Below are 18597 nucleotides of genomic sequence, written 5' to 3'. Positions count from 1 at the left end.
GGATCCCGGCCTTGCTCGTCCTGTCCATGCTGATGCTCCTGTCGCCCCTCGCGGGCGCCGCCTCCGCCGCCGGAGAAGCCGCTGCCGGGAAACCGGTCGTCACCCTCTCCACCGCGCAGGCGGGGGCGGGCGGTTCGATCACCGTCAGCGGGAGCGGCTGGCGGCCGCGCACTCTGCTGATGCTGTTGATCTGCGGACAGGCGACCCCGGCGAGGGGAGTCGTCGGCGGCACCAACTCCTGTGCCAACGGCGACGGCCGCGCCGTCACCACCGACGCCGACGGCCGCTTCAGCCGGGCGCTGCCGGTGTCCGAGCCGCCGGCGCCGTGCCCGTGCGTGGTGCACGTGGCCACCGCGACCGGCGCGCAGGCGCAGGCCGACGCGGTGTTCCAGGTGGCCGGGCATCCCGTCGAACCGCTGCCCGCGGAGCCGGCCGGCGGACGGCTGGCCGTCCTCACCGACACCCGGCTCGACGGCTCCAGCGGGCTGCTGACCTGGTTCGGGGCGCCGCCCGCCCGCACGCTGGTCCTCACCGTCGGCAATCTCGGCGCCGGGTCCGTGAAGGACCCCGTCTTCCAGATCGGCACCGCCCACGGGGTGTTCGCCCCGCAGTGGGACGAGCAGCAGTGGCGCGGCACGATCGCCCCCGGCAAGAAGGCCCGCATCGAACTGCCGGTCGAACTCGCCGCCGGCGCCCACGGCGACTACACCGTCTCCCTGAAGTACGGCGGGAAGGTCCTCGCCGAGCAGCCGTGGGGCGTGGGCCGCCCCTGGGGCGTGACCCTGTTCTGGCTCCTGCTCTGCCTGGTGGCGCCGTCGGCGGTGTTCCGCATCGGGATGGCGGTGGTGGACCGGATCCGGCCACACCAGGCCGCACGGACCGCCCGAACCGCCCGAACCGCGCGGACCTCGCGCCCGGCGGCCGGTCACCGCGAACCACGGTGGACCGCACGGTGGAGATCACGGATGCCGTGGCGCGGGCCGCCGCCCGAGCCGGACCCCGTCCCCGAGTCCCCCTCCGCCGCCGCCTCCGCCCCCACCCCCTCGACGACCCTGCCGTGGTTCGCCCCGGACGCCGGTCCGGCCGCGCCAGGCCGGCTCTCCGCACCGCACGAAGACCACCCGACGAGTCCCACGACTCCCGGTAGGACCGGTAGGACCAGTAGGACCAGTAGGAAGGGAATGACGTGAGAGAGCGAGAGAGCGAGAGGGCCGCACCGCCCGGGCGGAGGAGGGCAGCCGTGGCGGGCGCGGCCGTTCTGTTCGCCGGGTCCGCCGTCCTGCTGGGCGTGACCGCCGGGCAGGCCCAGGCCGCCGAGGTGTCCTACAAGACCCACTGCGTCCCGCCCTCGGGCGTCGGCCTGCCCGAGATCGACGGCACCACCAAGGTCGACATCACCGCGCCGGCCACCGCGAAGGTCGGCGACACCGTCGACGTCACCTGGAGGTTCGTCCAGGCCGCGTCGAAGAACCCCGACATCATCGACCTGCCCGCGAACTCGGTCCAGCCGTCCGGCACCCTCAAGGCGGCGGGCGCGCAGACCGCGGACATCGCGATGCAGGGCCCGCGCCAGAACCCGGTGATCCCCAAGGGCAGCGACATGGTGCTGTCCGCCATGACGGGCACGCTGAAGCTGACGGCCCCGGGACAGGTGACGCTGGCGCCGGACGCGTACGTCGTCAACGCGCTGTCGACGAACACCACGTGCACGCCGACGGAGACCGTCCCGACGGCGGCGACGATCACCGTGACGGAGGGGACGGGGAGTTCGAGCGGGACGTCCGACCCCTCCGCGAGCCAGAGCCAGAGTCAGAGCCCGAGTTCGAGTTCGAGCGAGACGGCGAGCCAGACGCCGACGTCGAGCGAGTCCACCACGCCCAGCGCCTCCTCGACCGCCACCGGCGACGGCCAGACCGACTTCACCGGCAAGGTCGTCGACATCCCCTACACCTGCCAGTCGCCCCTCGGCGAGAAGAAGGCGATCTCGCCGGTGCAGATCAACGCCAAGAAGAACGACGGGAGCTACGACCTCACCGTGCAGTTCAAGAAGTCGGTGATGGACAGCCCGGCCGACATCCCGGCGGACTCGGTGAAGCCGACGATGCAGGTCGTCCTGGGCGGTTCGGACCAGGGCTCGGTGAAGACGACGGGCCCGACCAACTCCGCGGCGATCAAGACGGGCGACCCGATCCAGATCCCCGACCTGACCGGCACCTACAAGCCCGGCGCGACCGGCGAGTCCACGCTCTCCCCGGGCGTCCTCACGATCGCGGCCCTCGGCACGACCACCACCTGCACCCCGGACAGCACGGCCGTCTCCCTCACCCTCGACACCACCGAGCAGGCGAGCGGAGCCTCCGGCGGCAGCGACTCGTCGTCGGGCGGGAGTACGTCGACCAGCGGGGGCCTCGCCGAGACGGGCGCCGGCGACCACGGCGCCCTCAAGGCGCTCGGGCTGATCGCGGGCACGGCGATCCTGCTCGGCGGCGCGGTGTTCACGTATCTGCCGGGACGGCGGCGGACGGGCTGAGGCCAGGTTCCTGAAGCCGGCAGACGACGAGCAGACGACGAGAAGGGCCGTCGCACCGTGTGGGTGCGGCGGCCCTTCTCCGTCGGATCAGACGCGGACGTCAGCGGACGTCAGCGGACGTCGGTCATCAGTTGACGTCGCCCATCAGCGACTTCACCTTCCGGCGGTACATCCAGACCGCGACGCCGGCGAGGGCGGCGAGGGCCGCCTCTCCGAACACCGCGCCCGTGCCGCCGAGGTCGACGCCGGCGATCGCCGGGTTGGACAGCAGGCTGGTGACGGAGTCGCCCGCGGTGACCGCGAGGAACCACACGCCCATCATCTGGCTGGCGTACTTGGCCGGGGCCATCTTCGTGGTCACCGACAGGCCGACCGGGGAGAGGCACAGCTCGCCGACGGTCTGGATGAAGTAGATGCCCACCAGCCACATCGGGCTGACCGCCGTGCCGCCCTCGGCCATGCCCAGCGGGATCAGGAAGAAGAAGAACGAGACGCCGATCAGGACCAGGGCCATCGCGAACTTCACGATGGTGCTCGGCTCCTTGCCCTTGCGGTTCAGCCACAGCCAGACGAAGGCGAACACCGGGGCCAGCGCCATGATGAACAGCGGGTTCAGCGACTGGTACCAGGAGGACGGGAAGTCGAAGCCGAGCAGTGAGCCCGCGGCCTTGCCCTCGCCGAACGCCTGCACCGTGGACGCGCCCTGGTCGTAGATCATCCAGAACACGGCGGCCGCGACGAAGAACCAGATGTAGCCGGTCATCCTCGACTGCTCGGTGACCGACAGCTCCTTGTCCCGCTTGATGCGCACCAGCACGCCCGCCGGGACGACCAGGCCGATGATCGTGAGCGGGATCATCGCCCAGTTGAGGGTGAAGTGGCCGCTGATGCCGACGGCGCCGTAGAAGACGGCCGCCACGGCCACCCAGAGCAGGCCCTTGCGCAGCCAGGTCGCGCGCTCCTGTGCCGCCAGCGGCTTGGGGACGACGCTGCTGCGCGCGCTCAGGTTGCGGGTGCCGAGGAGGAACGAGGCGAGACCGATCGCCATGCCGACCGCGGCCAGGCCGAAGCCGAGGTGCCAGTTGACCTCCTGGCCGACGGTGCCGATGACCAGCGGGGCGAAGAACGCGCCCGCGTTGATGCCCATGTAGAAGATCGTGAAGCCGCCGTCGCGACGCGGGTCCTCCGGGCCGTCGTACAGGTGGCCCACCATGGTGGAGATGTTGGCCTTGAGCAGACCGGACCCGGCCGCGACCAGCGCCAGGCCCGCGAAGAACGGCGCCTGGCCGCCGGGCAGCGCCAGCACCAGGTGGCCGGACATGATCGTCACGGCGGCGACGGCGACCGTCTTGCGGGGGCCCCAGACGCGGTCGCCGAGCCAGCCGCCGGGCATGGCGAGCAGGTACACCATCGCCGAGTAGACGGAGACGATCACCGTGGTGGTCGCCACGTCCATCGCCAGGCCGCCGCCCATGCTCCCCTTGCCGGCGTCGGGGCCGCCGGAGAGCAGGTAGACGGTGAGCAGTGCCTTCATGCCGTAGTAGGAGAAGCGCTCCCACATCTCGGTCATGAACAGTGTGGCCAGTCCGCGGGGGTGGCCGAAGAAGGTCTTCCCGGAGCCGGGGGTGCCCGGGCGGACCGAGTCCTTCGTCAGGCTGGACGCCATGGTCGTTCCTTGCCAGGTCGTTGCTTTCCGGGCCGGCGGTGGCCGGCCCGCACACAAAAAGGACCCTCAGCGTCAAGCCGACCGCCGAAGGTCCTTGCGTACTACAGGCGTTCTTTCACCATACGGCAGGACAATGCCGGATATGAAAGGACTTGAGATATGGATCACAGGTGATCATGGAACCGTGGGGGTGTTTTGAAGGTTGGCACCATGGTGCCATCCCTCGACCGTAGGTCCGTACCAAGATCGGCGACGAACCGGCACACACGGGACACGTGCGGCGCGCACCCGGGACAGGCCTGTTGTCCGGCATGTCCGTAGGTAAGAAACAGCGGGGCGATCACACCTCGACGTCCGCCCGGCGCGGACTACCATCAGCTCATGACCCGTGTACTGCTCGCCGAGGACGATGCGTCCATCTCGGAGCCTTTGGCCCGCGCACTGCGCAGGGAAGGGTACGAGGTCGAGGTGCGTGAGGACGGCCCCACTGCGCTCGACGCAGGAATGCAGGGCGGTATCGACATGGTCGTGCTGGACCTCGGCCTGCCCGGCATGGACGGCCTCGAAGTGGCCCGTCGGCTGCGTGCCGAGGGCCACGCCGTGCCCATCCTCATCCTGACCGCGCGCGCCGACGAGGTGGACACCGTCGTCGGCCTGGACGCGGGCGCCGACGACTACGTCACCAAGCCCTTCCGGCTCGCCGAACTGCTCGCCCGCGTCCGGGCCCTGCTGCGGCGCGGCGCCGCCGAGCCGTCGCAGCCGCCGGCCACCCACGGGGTGCGCATCGACGTCGAGTCGCACCGCGCCTGGATGGGCGACGAGGAGCTCCAGCTCACCGCCAAGGAGTTCGACCTGCTGCGGGTCCTGGTGCGCGACGCCGGCCGGGTCGTCACCCGCGACCAGCTGATGCGGGAGGTCTGGGACACCACCTGGTGGTCGTCCACCAAGACCCTCGACATGCACATCTCCTGGCTGCGCAAGAAGCTGGGCGACGACGCGGCCAACCCCCGCTACATCGCCACGGTGCGCGGAGTCGGCTTCCGCTTCGAGAAGAGCTGAGCAGCACGCGTCCATGCGCCGCCGACTGATCCAGTCCACGCTCGCCGTCGTTCTCGTGGTGATCGCCGTGTTCGGCGTCTCCCTCGTCATCGTCGAGAGCCGCACCATCAGCAACAGCGCCCAGGAACGGGTGGACTCCGAGGCGGTGCGGCTGGTCGGCATCGTGGACAGCCGGCTGCTCGGCTCGGAGGAGGTCACCTCGGAGATCCTGCGCGACCAGGTCACGCAGGACCGCTACGCGGTGATCAGCATCCCCGGCCGGGCCCCCATCACGGTCGGCGACAAGCCGTCCGGCGACGTGATCCACGCCGAGGAGCGGGGGGAGGGCGGCGAGACCGTCCGGGTGGAGGAGCCCCGCTCCACCATCACCCGCGAGGTCGGCCGCACCCTGCTGATCATCGGCCTGGTGGCTCTCCTGGCGGTGGTCGCGGCCGTCCTGCTGGCCATCCGCCAGGCCAACAAGCTGGCCTCCCCCCTCACCGACCTGGCGGAGACGGCGGAACGCCTCGGCTCCGGCGACCCCCGCCCGCGCCACAAGCGGTACTCGGTCCCCGAGCTGGACCGGGTCGCCGACGTCCTCGACGCCTCCGCCGAGCGCATCGCCCGCATGCTCACCGCCGAGCGCCGACTGGCCGCCGACGCCTCCCACCAGCTGCGCACCCCGCTGACGGCCCTCTCCATGCGCCTGGAGGAGATCACCCTCACCGACGACCCGGACACGGTGAAGGAGGAGGCCACGATCGCGCTCACCCAGGTCGAGCGCCTCACGGACGTCGTCGAACGCCTGCTGACCAACGCCCGCGACCCGCGCACCGGCTCCGCCGTCTCCTTCGACCTCGACGAGGTCATCCAGCAGCAGCTGGCCGAGTGGCGTCCCGCCTACCGAGGCGTGGGCCGGGCCATCGTCAGCTCCGGCAAACGGCATCTACGGGCCGTGGGCACCCCCGGCGCGGTCGCCCAGGTCCTGGCCGCCCTGATCGAGAACTCCCTCATGCACGGCGGCGGCACGGTCGCCCTGCGCACCCGCGTCACCGGCAACCAGGCCGTCGTCGAGGTCACCGACGAGGGTCCCGGCGTCCCGGCCGACCTCGGCGCCCGCATCTTCGAGCGCACCATCAGCGGCCGCAACTCCACCGGCATCGGTCTCGCCGTGGCCCGCGACCTGGCGGAGGCCGACGGCGGCCGCCTGGAGATGCTCCAGACCAAGCCCCCCATCTTCGGCCTGTTCCTGTCACGAACGGCTCCCCAGAAGAGAACGCAGACGGACGAGGAACCGACGGTGAGGTGACACTCTTCAGCGCCGGTCGGCATCTCTCAGCTTGTGGGGGCCACCCGCTCAACCCACCCGCTGCTTGGCCGGAGGCCGAGGCTTCCTGGACTGCTCCGCCAGGAACGACTCCGCGCCGGCCACCGCCTCCTTGGCGGGCAACGCCCGAAACACCCACGTCCGGTACGACCAGAACCGGAACAGCGTCGCGATCCCGATCCCCACGAACTTGGACACGTTGCTCTGCAGCGGACTGTCCCACCCGAACCCGTACGTCGCCGCGAACAGCAACCCGTTCTCGATGACCAACCCCACCGCACTGAACAGCAGGAACAGCGTCAGTTCCTTCGTACGCCCATTCTTGTCGCGGTCACGATAAGTGAAGTACCGGAACCCGACGTAGTTGAAGGCGATCGACACGATCGTGGCGATGACGCTGGCCCGCACCACCGGAAGGTCGGTGAGATGCCGGACGAGGTTGAACACGCCGAGGTTGACCAGCAGCCCCGCTCCGCCCACCGCACCGAACTTGGCGAGCTCGCGGACGACCCGCCGTAGCCCCGAGGAGCGCTCCGGGGAATGCGCCGCAGAGCGCTCCGAGGAGCCAGAGGAACCATGCGCCATGGTCGTACAGGCCCCCGTTCGGGTTCGGTTTCGTCAACCCAGCCATGCTAACCACCACGCTTCTCGGTTTCCTGTGCTCCGGCTCACGGGTCGGGTAAGAAGCCCGGCGGAGATATGGAAAGAGACATGGAAAGAGCCAGGCAAGGAGGCGGGAAGCAGGCGGGAAGGAGACAGGAAGGAGGTACGAATTCGGCCGCCACGGCGTGACCGATACCCTGGGGGAGTGACGTTCCCGGTAGTCGGCATGGTCGGCGGGGGGCAGCTCGCTCGTATGACACACGAGGCGGGCATCCCGCTAGGCATCAGGTTCAAGCTTCTCAGTGACACCCCGCAGGATTCCGCGGCGCAGGTCGTGAGCGATGTCGTCATCGGCGACTACCGCGATCTCGACACGCTGCGCGCGTTCGCACGGGGCTGCGACGTGATCACTTTCGATCACGAACACGTCCCCACCGAGCATCTGCGTGCTCTCGAGGCGGACGGCATCCCCGTCCGCCCGGGCCCGGAGGCGCTGGTGCACGCCCAGGACAAGGGCGTGATGCGCGCGAAGCTCGACGCGATCGGGGTCCCCTGCCCACGGCACCGCATCGTGACCGACCCGACGGACGTCGTGCGCTTCGCCGAGGAGGGCGACGGCTTCCCCGTCGTCCTGAAGACCGTCCGCGGCGGCTACGACGGCAAGGGCGTCTGGGTCGTCGACAACGCGACGGAGGCCGAGGACCCGTTCCGCGCGGGCGTCCCGGTCCTCGCCGAGGAGAAGGTCGACTACGTCCGGGAGCTCGCCGCCAACGTCGTACGCTCCCCGCACGGCCAGGCCGTCGCCTACCCGGTGGTCGAATCCCAGCAGGTGAACGGCGTCTGCGACACGGTGATCGCCCCCGCCCCCGACCTGGACGAGGCCCTCGCCCTGCGGGCCGAGGAGATGGCGTTGCGGATCGCCAAGGAACTGGACGTCGTCGGGCACCTCGCCGTGGAGCTGTTCCAGACCCGCGACGGCCGCATCCTCGTCAACGAACTGGCGATGCGCCCGCACAACTCCGGCCACTGGACGCAGGACGGCGCGATCACGTCCCAGTTCGCCAACCACGTCCGCGCGGTCCTCGACCTCCCCCTCGGCGACCCGCGCCCGCGCGCCAGGTGGACGGTCATGGTCAACGTCCTGGGCGGCGACTACCCGGACATGTACTCCGCGTACCTGCACTGCATGGCCCGCGACCCCAAGCTCAAGATCCACATGTACGGCAAGGACGTGAAGCCGGGCCGCAAGGTGGGACACGTCAACACCTACGGCGACGACCTGGACGACGTCCTCGAGCGCGCCCGACACGCAGCCGGTTACCTGAGAGGCACGATCACCGAATGAGCCCTGTTGTTGGCATCGTCATGGGGTCGGACTCCGACTGGCCCGTCATGGAGGCCGCTGCCCAGGCCCTCGACGAGTTCGAGATCGCCTACGAGGTCGACGTCGTCTCCGCCCACCGCATGCCCCGCGAGATGATCGCGTACGGCGAGCAGGCGGCCGACCGCGGCCTGAAGGCGATCATCGCGGGCGCCGGCGGCGCGGCCCACCTCCCCGGCATGCTCGCCTCCGTGACCCCGCTGCCGGTCATCGGCGTGCCCGTGCCCCTGAAGTACCTCGACGGCATGGACAGCCTGCTCTCCATCGTGCAGATGCCGGCCGGCGTCCCCGTCGCCACGGTCTCGGTCGGCGGCGCCCGCAACGCGGGCCTGCTCGCCGCCCGCATCCTCGCCACCCACGACGAGGAGCTGCTCGCCCGGATCCGCGACTTCCAGCAGGAGCTGAACGACCAGGCCACCGAGAAGGGCAAGCGCCTGCGCGCCAAGGTCGAGGGGGCCGGCGGCGGCTTCGGCTTCGGGAAGTGACGGCGACATGACAGACGTGACAGGCCAGACCTCACTGGACGCGGCCCGCGACCTCCTGCGCGCGTTCCCGGTCGTCGACGGCCACAACGACCTGCCCTGGGCCCTGCGCGAACAGGTCCGCTACGACCTCGACGCCCGCGACATCGCCACCGACCAGCACACCCACCTGCACACGGACATCCCCCGGCTGCGCGAGGGCGGCGTCGGCGCGCAGTACTGGTCGGTGTACGTCCGCGCGGACCTGCCCGACGCGGTCCCGGCGACCCTGGAACAGATCGACTGCGTACGTCGGCTCATCGACCGGCACCCACGGGACCTGCGCGCCGCGCTCACCGCCGCGGACATGGAGGCGGCGCGCGGGGAGGGCCGTATCGCCTCGCTCATGGGGGCGGAGGGCGGCCACTCCATCGCCAACTCGCTGGGCGTCCTGCGCGGCCTGTACGCGCTCGGCGTGCGCTACATGACCCTCACCCACAACGACAACGTGGACTGGGCGGACTCCGCGACCGACGTGCCGAAGGCCGGCGGACTGACGGCGTTCGGACGGGAGGTCGTGCGGGAGATGAACCGGCTCGGCATGCTCGTCGACCTCTCCCACGTGGCCGCCACGACGATGCGGGACGCGCTGGACGCGGCCTCCGCGCCGGTGATCTTCTCCCACTCCTCCTCGCGGGCCGTCTGCGACCACCCGCGCAACGTCCCGGACGACGTCCTGGAGCGCCTGCCCTCCAACGGCGGCATGGCGATGGTGACGTTCGTGCCGAAGTTCGTGCTCCAGGCGGCGGTCGACTGGACGGCCGAGGCTGACGACAACATGCGCGCCCACGGCTTCCACCACCTCGCCACCACCCCCGAGGCCATGAAGGTCCACCGCGCCTTCGAGGAGCGCCGCCCGCGCCCGATCGCCACGGTCGCGACCGTCGCCGACCACCTCGACCACATGCGCGAGGCGGCGGGCGTCGACCACCTCGGCATCGGCGGCGACTACGACGGCACGGCCTTCACCCCCGACGGCCTCGACGACGTCTCCGGCTACCCGAACCTGATCGCGGAACTCCTCGACCGCGGCTGGTCCACCGCCGACCTCGCCAAGCTGACCTGGCAGAACGCGGTGCGCGTGCTGGGCGCGGCGGAGGACGTCTCCCGCGACCTGACGGCGACGCGGTCGCCGTCGAACGCGACGATCGAGTCGCTGGACGGCTGAACGGAGCGGGAGGCCGGCCGACAGGCCGGCTGGACAGGTGACTGACGGGCCCATCGGCCGGGCGGCGGGGCAGCGGGGCAGCGGGGCGTTCGCGGGGCCTTCGTACCCCCGAACGCCCCGTCCACCAGGAAGGCTCCCGCACTCCGTGCGACGGTGACCGTACTGCTGATCGACGTACGGAGACCGCCATGGCCGACCTCCAGGACGAAGTGCACAACCCGCCCGAGGTCGGCGGACTACCGATCGCCTACGCCGCGTACGCCCCGGACCCCGAGCCCGCCTCCGAGCCGGGGCCGGACGACCTCCCGGACCGGGTCGCCGCCGCCCGCACCCTCCTGGGCGCGCACCCCGTCGCCGACGGCTACAGCGGCCTGCCCTGGGCCCTGCGCCACCTGCCCTGGTACGACCTGGAGCTGGGCGAGAGCGCCGTCGACACGGACGTGCCCCGGCTGCGCGAGGGCCACGTCGGCGCGCTGTTCTGGTCGCTGCACCTGCCCGAGGGCCTCGCGGCCGACCGGGCCGTCGGCGCCACCCTGGAACAGCTGGACCTGGTCCGGACGGTGATCCACGCCCACCCCGATGGCCTCCGGCTGGCCCGCACCGCCGGGCAGGTCATCGACGCCCACAACTGCGGCCGCGTCGCCGTCGTCCTCGGCCCGGCGGCCGCCGCCGCGCTCGACGACTCCCTCGGCATCCTGCGCGTCCTGAACTCCCTCGGCCTGCGCGTCCTCACCCTCGCCGGCACCTCCTGGGCGAGCGAGGCGGGGCTGACCCGGTTCGGCGAGGAGGTGGTGCGCGAGATGAACCGGCTCGGCGTGCTCGCCGACCTCTCCGGCGCCTCCGACGCCACGATCAGCCGCGCCCTCACGCTCTCCAAGACCCCGGTCCTGTGCACCCGCTCCGCCGCCCGCGCCCTGCGCCCCCACCCCGACAACCTGACCGACGAGCTGCTCGCCGAGCTGGGCGCGGCCAAGGGCCTGTGCATGGTGCCGCTGACCGCCGAGCAGACCGGCCCGAGCGTCCGGGACGTCGCCGACCACCTCGACCACGTCCGCGCCGTCGCCGGCGCCGAGTGCGTCGGCCTGTCCGGGGCCTACGACTCCGGCACGGCCCACCCGCAGGGCCTCGCCGACGCCTCCGGCTACCCGCGCCTCATCGCCGAGCTGCTGCGCCGAGGCTGGCCGGAGACCGACGTAGCCCTGCTGACCTGGGGCAACGCCCAGCGGGTGCTGCGCAGCGCCGACTTCATGGCCCGGGCGGCACGGGAACGCAGGGAGCCGTCGACGGCGAGGATCGCGGAGCTGGACGGATAGGAGCCGACGGACAGGAGCCGGACGGACAGGAGCTGGACGGGCAGCGGACGGCGGGCAGCGGACGACGAACGCCGGGCGTGGGGCTCAGGGGTGATCGATCCGGCACAGGCAGAACGGGTGCCCGGCCGGATCGGCGTACACCTGGAAGTCCTTCTTCTCCCGGTCCTCCAGGTCCAGCGGCCGTGCGCCCAGCGCCAGCGCGCGCTCATGGGCCGCGTCGACCTCGGCCCAGGTGGAGCCCGCGTCGAAGTCGAGATGGAACTGCTGCGCATTGCGGTCGGCCCGCGGCCACTCGGGCGGAGTGAGATCCGCCACCAGCTGGAACCCGAGCCGGGGCCCGCCCGGGACCTGGAGGATCACCCAGTCCTCCTCGCCCTCCTCGCCCTCCTCGCCGTCGGCCTGGGGCGTGCCGCCCAGGAGCCCGGCGTAGAAGTCGGCGAGCGCCCGGGGGTCGGGACAGTCGAGCACGACGTTGCGAAGACGTACGACGGATGTCATGCGGAACTGGTGCCCGTGTGTGGATCGGCCGTAACCCACAGGCGGTTCACGCGTCACGGGCGTCACGGGTGGGGCAGAATGCAGACAGACGCCGGTTCGGCCGACTGAGCCTCGGCCGAACCGGCGTCACCTCGCCTACGCATGACCCGTCACCGCACGTACGCGGGACTAGGCCGTCGGCCGGCCCATCGCCCGGTACGTCCACCCGGCCTTGCGCCACAGCACCGGGTCGAGCGCGTTGCGGCCGTCGAGGATCAGCCGGGTCGCGGCGACCTCGCCGAGCGCCGCCGGGTCCAGCTCCCGGAACTCCCGCCACTCGGTGAGGTGGAGCACGACGTCGGAGCCCCGTACGGCGTCCAGGGCCGTGTCGGCGTATCCGAGGGTGGGGAAGACCCGTCGGGCGTTGTCCATGCCCTTGGGGTCGTAGACGGTCACCTGGCCGCCCTGGAGATGGATCTGCCCGGCCACGTTGAGAGCGGGGGAGTCCCGGACGTCGTCCGAGTCGGGCTTGAAGGTGGCCCCGAGCACGGCGACCCGCTTGCCGAGGAAGGACCCGCCGCCCAGCGCCTGCCGGGCCAGTTCGACCATCTGCCCGCGCTGGCGCATGTTGATGGAGTCGATCTCGCGCAGGAAGGTGAGCGCCTGGTCGGCGCCCAGCTCGCCGGCGCGCGCCATGAAGGCCCGGATGTCCTTGGGCAGACACCCGCCGCCGAAGCCGATCCCGGCCCGCAGGAACTTCTTGCCGATCCGGTCGTCGTGCCCGATGGCCTCGGCCAGCTTGGCGACGTCCCCGTCCGCGGCCTCGCACACCTCCGCCATCGCGTTGATGAAGGAGATCTTGGTGGCGAGGAAGGAGTTCGCGGCGGTCTTCACCAGCTCGGCGGTCGGGAAGTCGGTGACGATGAACGGCGACCCCTCCCCGATCGGGGTGGCGTACACCTCGCGCAGCGCCTTCTCGGCGCGCTCGCTGCGCACGCCGACGACGATGCGATCGGGGTGCAGGGTGTCGTCGACGGCGAAGCCCTCGCGCAGGAACTCCGGGTTCCAGGCCAGCTCGGCGTCCTGCCCGGCGGGCGCGAGGTCGGCGATCAGCGCGGCCAGCCGGTCGGCGGAGCCCACGGGCACGGTCGACTTGCCGACGACGAGCGCGGGCCGCGTCAGATGGGGGGCGAGCGAGGAGAGGGCGGACTCGACGTACGACATGTCGCAGGCGTACTCGCCGTGCTTCTGCGGGGTGTTCACGCAGACGAAGTGGACGTCGCCGAACGCTCCCACCTCGGCCCAGTCCTGGGTGAAGCGCAGCCGCCCGCTGGTCCCCTCGAACCCGGCGACGTGCCGGCGCAGCAGCTCCTCGAGACCCGGCTCGTACATCGGGGTCTCACCGCGCTCGAGCTTCTCGATCTTCTCCCGCACGACGTCGAGAGCGAGTACCTCGAAGCCGAGCTCGGCCATGGCCGCGGCGTGGGTGGCGCCGAGATAGCCGGTGCCGATCACGGTGATCTTGAGGGCCATGGATGCTCCTGGTGAGGACGGCGTAGCTGCGCGCCTGAGCATAGTCGGGGCGTGTCGGGGCCCTTCACCGGGCACTTACCGGGTAGATCTCCGAGGGGATCCGCCGGTGATCGCCTCTGTCGTGAAGCTCACGTATCACTCGGGTGGGCGGCCCCTTAAAATTTGAGTTACTTAACGGTAATTAGCGTGATCACCCCAGTCACGTCACTTCAGCGTTCATGGAGCGTGAGAGACCTTGGCCGGATCGGCTGACTTCGACCTGTACCGCCCGGCTGAGGAGCACGACATGCTCCGTGACGCCATCCGCTCACTGGCCGAGGCGAAGATCGCGCCGTACGCCGCCGCGGTGGACGAGGAGGCGCGTTTCCCGCAGGAGGCGCTGGACGCGCTCGTCGCGAGCGACCTGCACGCGGTGCACGTACCCGAGTCGTACGGCGGCGCGGGCGCGGACGCCCTGGCCACGGTGATCGTGATCGAGGAGGTGGCCCGCGTCTGCGTGTCCTCCTCCCTCATCCCCGCGGTGAACAAGCTGGGCTCCCTCCCGGTGATCCTCTCCGGCTCCGAGGACCTGAAGAAGAAGTACCTGGGCCCGCTGGCCAAGGGCGACGCGATGTTCTCGTACGCCCTCTCCGAGCCGGACGCCGGCTCGGACGCGGCGGGGATGAAGACGAAGGCGGTCCGCGACGGCGACGCGTACGTGCTGAACGGCGTGAAGCGCTGGATCACCAACGCGGGCGTCTCGGACTACTACACGGTGATGGCGGTGACGGACCCCACGAAGCGCTCGAAGGGCATCTCGGCCTTCGTGGTGGAGAAGTCCGACCCGGGGGTCTCCTTCGGGGCCCCGGAGAAGAAGCTCGGCATCAAGGGCTCCCCGACCCGCGAGGTCTACTTCGACAACGTCCGCATCCCGGCCGACCGCATGATCGGCGCGGAGGGCACCGGCTTCGCCACCGCGATGGCGACCCTGGACCACACCCGCATCACCATCGCCGCCCAGGCCCTCGGCGTCGCCCAGGGCGCCTTCGACTACGCCAAGGGCTACGTCCAGGAGCGCAAGCAGTTCGGCAAGCCGATCGCCGACTTCCAGGGCATCCAGTTCATGCTCGCCGACATGGCCATGAAGATCGAGGCGGCCCGCCAGCTGACCTACGCGGCGGCGGCGAAGTCCGAGCGCGGCGACAGCGACCTGACCTTCCAGGGCGCGGCCGCGAAGTGCTTCGCCTCGGACGTGGCGATGGAGGTCACGACGGACGCCGTCCAACTCCTCGGCGGCTACGGCTACACCCGTGACTACCCGGTGGAGCGGATGATGCGCGACGCCAAGATCACGCAGATTTATGAAGGCACGAACCAAGTCCAGCGGATCGTGATGGCGAGGAACCTGCCTTAGCAGGGTTTTTGCAGGTCAGAAGCTGTTTCGAAGGTCCGGAGGGACGCCCTCGGCTTTCTGCCCGTTGCGGCCCGATCAGGACCGTTCCTGGGCGTCATGCTGGGGGAATCCTGGGTGGATGCCGGGCTGAAAACGGCCACTGACCTGCACAAACAACACAGCCCCCGGCGTACTGCCGGGGGCTGTTGTCGTTCGTGGATCAGGCGACCTCTGTCGCCTCCGTGGGGTCGTCCGAGCCGGGCGTCAGCATGGTTGCGATGGCTGCACGGCCGCGCTGCTCGGCCCCTTCGAAGATGTAGTGGTAGTGCTCCCTGAGCACGTCAGTACTGCTGTGGCCCATCCAGTCGGCCACGTCGTTCTCGGGGACTCCGGCGTACAGCAGCCGCGACCCGTAGTAGTGCCGGAGCGAGTGAGCCTTGCAGTACTTCACCTGTCCCTTGCCCAGAGCCTCCATCCAGATCTTCGGGTAGAAGTACGACGCGTAGAGGTAGCCAGTCCGCGTCACGTTGGGGAAGAGAAGTCGTTCCGGCCCCCATACGCCGTGGTTCCTGATGTGCCGCCGAAGCTCGAAGGCGACGTTCGGCGGGAGGGGGACGGAACGCCCTGGCTCGCCTTCGTCACGAGCCTTGATGTGCCGACGTTGAATCGCGCTGTTCTTCCCCGACTCCGTGTCTCCGTCCTCCGCGATCTGGAAGTCGACGCGAAGCGTCTCGGCCTTGAAGTCGATTTGATCGCGGGACACCGCCATGGCCTCACCCAACCGCAGGCCGCACCCGGCCATGAGCCACAGCATCGCGCGGTATCGCGGAGGAGCGGCATCGAGCATGGCCAGGACTTCCCGCGTCGTGAGTCGCCGCGCGGTGCTCTTGTGCTCCCGGATCTCCTTGGCGCGGCTGCCCGCGCCCTGGACCTTCTTGCACGGGTTCCGGCCGATGATCTCGTTGACGACAGCCCGGTCCATCATCCCGGAGAAGAACGAGAACCGCTGACGCCGTGTGCGAGCGGAGAGCTTCCGGTCCTGTTCCATCCACAAGAGCCACTGCTCAACGTCAGCGACCTTCAGGGACACGATGGAACGGGCCTTGAAGAACGGCTCAAGAGTCGTCTTCTGGATGGACCGGTACTGCTTCTTGGTGCTGTTCTCCAGCTTCCTTTGATTCGTCCACTGCTCCCACACGGCCGTCACAGGCTGCTTGCCCAACCGGTCGTCCAGGTAGGTCCCGGCGTCGAGTTCCTGTTCCTTGCGCTTGCGCTGGTCGTCGGCTCGCCTCTTGGTCTCGAAGGTCTTCTGCCGCTGCTTGCCGTCTGGGTCGTACCAGTACGTCGTCCACTTCTTCGGGTCGTCCTTCGAACGTGCAACCCAAGCTCTAGCCACGGAAGTGCTGGCCTCTCTGTCCAAGGGGAGTGCTCGCCGATGCGCCGGGAGCACCTAACTTCAGACTGAGCTTGTCCACCCTGTGTTGTCAACCCTAGGTGGAACACCCGGGGTGGTGTACTCTGAGGGTATGCGAGCAGATGAGAGCGGCTTCGAGATCGAGCAGCAGCAAGGGGGGTGGACGATTCGGATGTGGTGGCCCACAGGGCCCGTGACTGGCGGGCCTCAACGCATCACCATCGAGTCGGCCGCCGACGCACCCGCGCGCGACGTGGCGCGGGGCATCTCCACGACCGTGCTGCGCAGGCTGGATCTCGCGGCGGCCCTGAACCTGGCCAAGATGGCACCGGAGGCTCAGAGCACCCTGGAGACCGCAGCCAAGAAGCTCACCGAGTCGGGTGAGGCGGCTGGGCTGCTGTTGGCCAGTGAAGGCGTCTCGGAGAGGTACTTGGCCATGCTCGCGTCTACATACAAGGCGATGGCGGACACAGGAGCGGTGGCCCCAGCGCGGAAATTGGCAGTCATGATCGGCCGTCAGCCGGAGACCATTAAGGACCACTTGAAGAAAGCTCGGCGCGAAGGCTACCTCAGCACTGTGGCAGGGAAAGCTGGAGGAGATCTGACCGAGAAGACATTGAAGGTCTTGGAATCCATGGGGAGCGGAGAGGACTAGCCGCCACCGCTAGCTCTTAATTGCATATCAAAATTGGGCCCCCGAGGCGACTCGGGGGCTTTCTTTTTCTGGAGAGTCGATTGACCAAGCTGATGACCGTTGGTGATGTTGCCGATTACTTGAACAAGCCCCGGTCGTGGGTGTACGGGAATTGGAAGGACGAACAGATCCCGTTCCGGAAGGTGGGTCAGTCCCTCCGCTGTCGACCGGCTGACTTGGAAAAATGGCTGGACGAACAGAACTGAAGAATTGCCAGTAGTGAACGCCCCCGAGGGAATGGCCGGGGCTTCGTTGCTTCGACTACGCGACTGGGCAGGCCAGTTCAGGAATCGCATGATTCAGGGAACACGTCACCACCGCCAGGGACAGATACGAGGGGCGTTCGAGGTAGCAGCCGTAGGACACATCTTTGCCCGAGTGCAGTCGTTCGGCAGCAGCGTTCACCATCTGGGCCAGACGTGTGGTGTCTCGGTCCTTCTCCGACGCGAACCGAGGGGCGTACTCGGCCAGTCGCTCGCCGAGCCAGGCCGCCGCCTCCTTGGCCTCCTCCCAGGTTCCAAGAACGAGGGAGCGGGGCTTGATGAGCCAGTACGCCGTTTCGATGGGCGGCAGATCGGCAGTGGGGAACTCCGCCACCACTTCCCGATAGCGCTGGATCAGTTCCGGTCTGCTCCCAGCCGGGGGCGGCTCAGGATGAGGGGGCCGTCGCAATGCTTCCTGGTCGAAACGCTCTTTCGGGCCGGTCCACAGATAGCCGTGGTGGTGCACCTGTTGTTCCCGTTCGGTGTCAGCGGTCGGAGGACCAGTCGGGCCCGACCCAAGAAAGCGGTCGGGCCCGACTGGCGGGGGAGGGGGGATCAGACGTTCAGGCCGAACCGCGCCGGGTCGATACCGGCCGCGTCCAGCTCCTCCGTGGTGAACCGCAGCGGCTGCGCGTCCGGCCGCTTGCTGTCACCGAGAGCCCAGGCGTCCTCGCCGATCTGGGCCAGCGTCACACACCCTTCGGTACAGGGGCCGCCGCACGCCTGGACGAACGAGGCCCCGTTGATGTCGAGCGCGTACAGGTCGGTTCCGTTCTGCATCACTGCACCTTCCTGCTCAACTAATCGCGGCCATGGCTGACCGCCGCCGCCCATACCGGGCGGGAGTCTGTTCCCCTAGATCAGTTGGGGACCGTGCGAGGAGAGATCAATGGGGAGCTGTCGCGAGTCGCTGGGATGTCCGTAACGCTTGTGCAGCCGCATCGCTTCGACGGTCTCCAGCGCCTTGGCCCGATTCCCGGATCGATTTGCTGCGCGAACCCGCTTGCGGAGCGTGGCGCATTGGACGCATGACGCCGGGTCCACCTGACCCGTCCGGGGTGCAAGCAGGTTCAGCAGGTCCTGAACGGACACGGAGTTCTCCCAAGCGATCAGCGGACTTCAGACACGCCTTACTTGCTGTGGTGGGGCCAACCACTCTCGACCGCCGCCCTCGGGCCAGAGGAAGGCAACAGGGCGCTTCAGGCGTTCACCCGGCGGTTCTCCGGGGTCCTCGTAATCCCGGATCACGTCGCGGAGGATGCCGACCCTTCCCGATGCGTCCCGGACCCGCTTACCG

18 protein-coding genes are annotated in these 18597 nt (G+C 69.6%); 11 read left to right on the top strand and 7 right to left on the bottom strand.

What is annotated here, in order from left to right:
* Nucleotides 1-26 precede the first annotated feature (26 nt).
* Together OG562_RS16925 and OG562_RS16920 are read left to right on the top strand one after the other, a co-directional pair.
* Nucleotides 27-1190 (top strand): hypothetical protein, encoded by a 1164-nt coding sequence (locus OG562_RS16925; protein WP_266409315.1) that lies wholly within the window; start codon nucleotides 27-29, stop codon nucleotides 1188-1190.
* A gap of 50 nt (nucleotides 1191-1240) precedes the next feature.
* On the top strand, nucleotides 1241-2530 hold the full coding sequence (locus tag OG562_RS16920) for a hypothetical protein (protein WP_266398415.1): 1290 nt from the start codon (nucleotides 1241-1243) through the stop codon (nucleotides 2528-2530).
* Between the two features lie 127 nt (nucleotides 2531-2657).
* On the opposite strand, the gene OG562_RS16915 is transcribed toward OG562_RS16920, so the two are convergent.
* Entirely contained in the window at nucleotides 2658-4196 is a 1539-nt protein-coding gene (locus OG562_RS16915; protein WP_266398412.1) for a peptide MFS transporter, read from the bottom strand.
* Between the two features lie 381 nt (nucleotides 4197-4577).
* On the opposite strand from OG562_RS16915, the gene OG562_RS16910 reads away from it, so the two are divergent.
* Both OG562_RS16910 and OG562_RS16905 read left to right on the top strand, forming a co-directional pair.
* A complete protein-coding gene (locus OG562_RS16910; RefSeq protein ID WP_266398409.1) occupies nucleotides 4578-5255 on the top strand; it encodes a response regulator transcription factor in 678 nt (225 codons plus the stop codon).
* Between the two features lie 13 nt (nucleotides 5256-5268).
* Nucleotides 5269-6543, top strand: coding sequence for an ATP-binding protein (locus OG562_RS16905; RefSeq protein WP_266398407.1), 1275 nt, complete (start codon nucleotides 5269-5271; stop codon nucleotides 6541-6543).
* Between the two features lie 48 nt (nucleotides 6544-6591).
* On the opposite strand, the gene OG562_RS16900 is transcribed toward OG562_RS16905, so the two are convergent.
* Entirely contained in the window at nucleotides 6592-7146 is a 555-nt protein-coding gene (locus tag OG562_RS16900; protein WP_266398404.1) for a GtrA family protein, read from the bottom strand.
* 223 nt (nucleotides 7147-7369) lie between these two features.
* Between OG562_RS16900 and OG562_RS16895 the strand changes: the two genes are divergently transcribed.
* The 4 genes from OG562_RS16895 (at nucleotide 7370) to OG562_RS16880 (ending at nucleotide 11547) form a co-directional block, all read left to right on the top strand.
* Nucleotides 7370-8509 carry a 5-(carboxyamino)imidazole ribonucleotide synthase gene (locus tag OG562_RS16895; RefSeq protein ID WP_266398402.1) on the top strand — a complete coding sequence of 380 codons (1140 nt, stop codon included), beginning with the start codon at nucleotides 7370-7372 and terminating at the stop codon, nucleotides 8507-8509.
* Entirely contained in the window at nucleotides 8506-9030 is a 525-nt protein-coding gene (gene purE / locus OG562_RS16890; protein ID WP_266398398.1) for a 5-(carboxyamino)imidazole ribonucleotide mutase, read from the top strand. The genes OG562_RS16895 and purE overlap by 4 nt, the downstream gene beginning before the upstream one ends.
* A gap of 7 nt (nucleotides 9031-9037) precedes the next feature.
* The gene (locus OG562_RS16885) at nucleotides 9038-10234 is read left to right on the top strand and encodes a dipeptidase (protein ID WP_266398394.1); all 1197 of its coding nucleotides are present in this window, start codon (nucleotides 9038-9040) and stop codon (nucleotides 10232-10234) included.
* A 188-nt stretch (nucleotides 10235-10422) separates the two neighbouring features.
* On the top strand, nucleotides 10423-11547 hold the full coding sequence (locus OG562_RS16880; protein ID WP_266398390.1) for a dipeptidase: 1125 nt from the start codon (nucleotides 10423-10425) through the stop codon (nucleotides 11545-11547).
* A gap of 84 nt (nucleotides 11548-11631) precedes the next feature.
* Here the strand turns inward: OG562_RS16880 and OG562_RS16875 are convergent, their stop codons facing one another.
* Both OG562_RS16875 and OG562_RS16870 read right to left on the bottom strand, forming a co-directional pair.
* Nucleotides 11632-12045 (bottom strand): VOC family protein, encoded by a 414-nt coding sequence (locus OG562_RS16875; protein WP_266398387.1) that lies wholly within the window; start codon nucleotides 12043-12045, stop codon nucleotides 11632-11634.
* Nucleotides 12046-12213: 168 nt separating this feature from the next.
* Nucleotides 12214-13557 (bottom strand): UDP-glucose/GDP-mannose dehydrogenase family protein, encoded by a 1344-nt coding sequence (locus OG562_RS16870; protein WP_266398385.1) that lies wholly within the window; start codon nucleotides 13555-13557, stop codon nucleotides 12214-12216.
* A gap of 235 nt (nucleotides 13558-13792) precedes the next feature.
* Here OG562_RS16870 and OG562_RS16865 point away from each other — a divergent pair, with 235 nt between their 5' ends.
* Nucleotides 13793-14950 (top strand): acyl-CoA dehydrogenase family protein, encoded by a 1158-nt coding sequence (locus tag OG562_RS16865; protein WP_323187526.1) that lies wholly within the window; start codon nucleotides 13793-13795, stop codon nucleotides 14948-14950.
* 199 nt (nucleotides 14951-15149) lie between these two features.
* On the opposite strand, the gene OG562_RS16860 is transcribed toward OG562_RS16865, so the two are convergent.
* Complete coding sequence (locus OG562_RS16860) at nucleotides 15150-16325, bottom strand: site-specific integrase (protein WP_323187654.1); 1176 nt, start codon at nucleotides 16323-16325, stop codon at nucleotides 15150-15152.
* A 130-nt stretch (nucleotides 16326-16455) separates the two neighbouring features.
* On the opposite strand from OG562_RS16860, the gene OG562_RS16855 reads away from it, so the two are divergent.
* Together OG562_RS16855 and OG562_RS16850 are read left to right on the top strand one after the other, a co-directional pair.
* Nucleotides 16456-16998 carry a hypothetical protein gene (locus OG562_RS16855; RefSeq protein WP_266398376.1) on the top strand — a complete coding sequence of 181 codons (543 nt, stop codon included), beginning with the start codon at nucleotides 16456-16458 and terminating at the stop codon, nucleotides 16996-16998.
* 92 nt (nucleotides 16999-17090) lie between these two features.
* Nucleotides 17091-17243 (top strand): helix-turn-helix domain-containing protein, encoded by a 153-nt coding sequence (locus tag OG562_RS16850; RefSeq protein ID WP_266409313.1) that lies wholly within the window; start codon nucleotides 17091-17093, stop codon nucleotides 17241-17243.
* A 55-nt stretch (nucleotides 17244-17298) separates the two neighbouring features.
* Here OG562_RS16850 and OG562_RS16845 read toward each other — a convergent pair whose 3' ends face one another.
* Together OG562_RS16845 and OG562_RS16840 are read right to left on the bottom strand one after the other, a co-directional pair.
* Nucleotides 17299-17766: a hypothetical protein gene (locus OG562_RS16845; protein WP_266398372.1), complete on the bottom strand. Its 468-nt coding sequence runs from the start codon at nucleotides 17764-17766 to the stop codon at nucleotides 17299-17301.
* A gap of 89 nt (nucleotides 17767-17855) precedes the next feature.
* Complete coding sequence (locus OG562_RS16840) at nucleotides 17856-18080, bottom strand: DUF397 domain-containing protein (protein WP_266398369.1); 225 nt, start codon at nucleotides 18078-18080, stop codon at nucleotides 17856-17858.
* Nucleotides 18081-18597 lie beyond the last annotated feature (517 nt).

Source organism: Streptomyces sp. NBC_01275, assembly GCF_026340655.1.
GTDB lineage: Bacteria > Actinomycetota > Actinomycetes > Streptomycetales > Streptomycetaceae > Streptomyces.
The sequence above is the reverse complement of the archived record's forward strand: the minus strand, read 5'-3'. Positions and strand labels throughout refer to the sequence as shown.

Coding starts and splice junctions, on each gene's coding strand:
- OG562_RS16925 (WP_266409315.1), top strand. CDS start 27: ATGCTGATGCTCCTGTCGCCCCTCGCGGGCGCCGCCTCCGCCGCCGGA.
- OG562_RS16915 (WP_266398412.1), bottom strand. CDS start 4,196: ATGGCGTCCAGCCTGACGAAGGACTCGGTCCGCCCGGGCACCCCCGGC.
- OG562_RS16910 (WP_266398409.1), top strand. CDS start 4,578: ATGACCCGTGTACTGCTCGCCGAGGACGATGCGTCCATCTCGGAGCCT.
- OG562_RS16905 (WP_266398407.1), top strand. CDS start 5,269: ATGCGCCGCCGACTGATCCAGTCCACGCTCGCCGTCGTTCTCGTGGTG.
- OG562_RS16900 (WP_266398404.1), bottom strand. CDS start 7,146: ATGGCGCATGGTTCCTCTGGCTCCTCGGAGCGCTCTGCGGCGCATTCC.
- purE (WP_266398398.1), top strand. CDS start 8,506: ATGAGCCCTGTTGTTGGCATCGTCATGGGGTCGGACTCCGACTGGCCC.
- OG562_RS16885 (WP_266398394.1), top strand. CDS start 9,038: ATGACAGACGTGACAGGCCAGACCTCACTGGACGCGGCCCGCGACCTC.
- OG562_RS16880 (WP_266398390.1), top strand. CDS start 10,423: ATGGCCGACCTCCAGGACGAAGTGCACAACCCGCCCGAGGTCGGCGGA.
- OG562_RS16875 (WP_266398387.1), bottom strand. CDS start 12,045: ATGACATCCGTCGTACGTCTTCGCAACGTCGTGCTCGACTGTCCCGAC.
- OG562_RS16870 (WP_266398385.1), bottom strand. CDS start 13,557: ATGGCCCTCAAGATCACCGTGATCGGCACCGGCTATCTCGGCGCCACC.
- OG562_RS16855 (WP_266398376.1), top strand. CDS start 16,456: ATGCGAGCAGATGAGAGCGGCTTCGAGATCGAGCAGCAGCAAGGGGGG.
- OG562_RS16850 (WP_266409313.1), top strand. CDS start 17,091: ATGACCGTTGGTGATGTTGCCGATTACTTGAACAAGCCCCGGTCGTGG.
- OG562_RS16840 (WP_266398369.1), bottom strand. CDS start 18,080: ATGCAGAACGGAACCGACCTGTACGCGCTCGACATCAACGGGGCCTCG.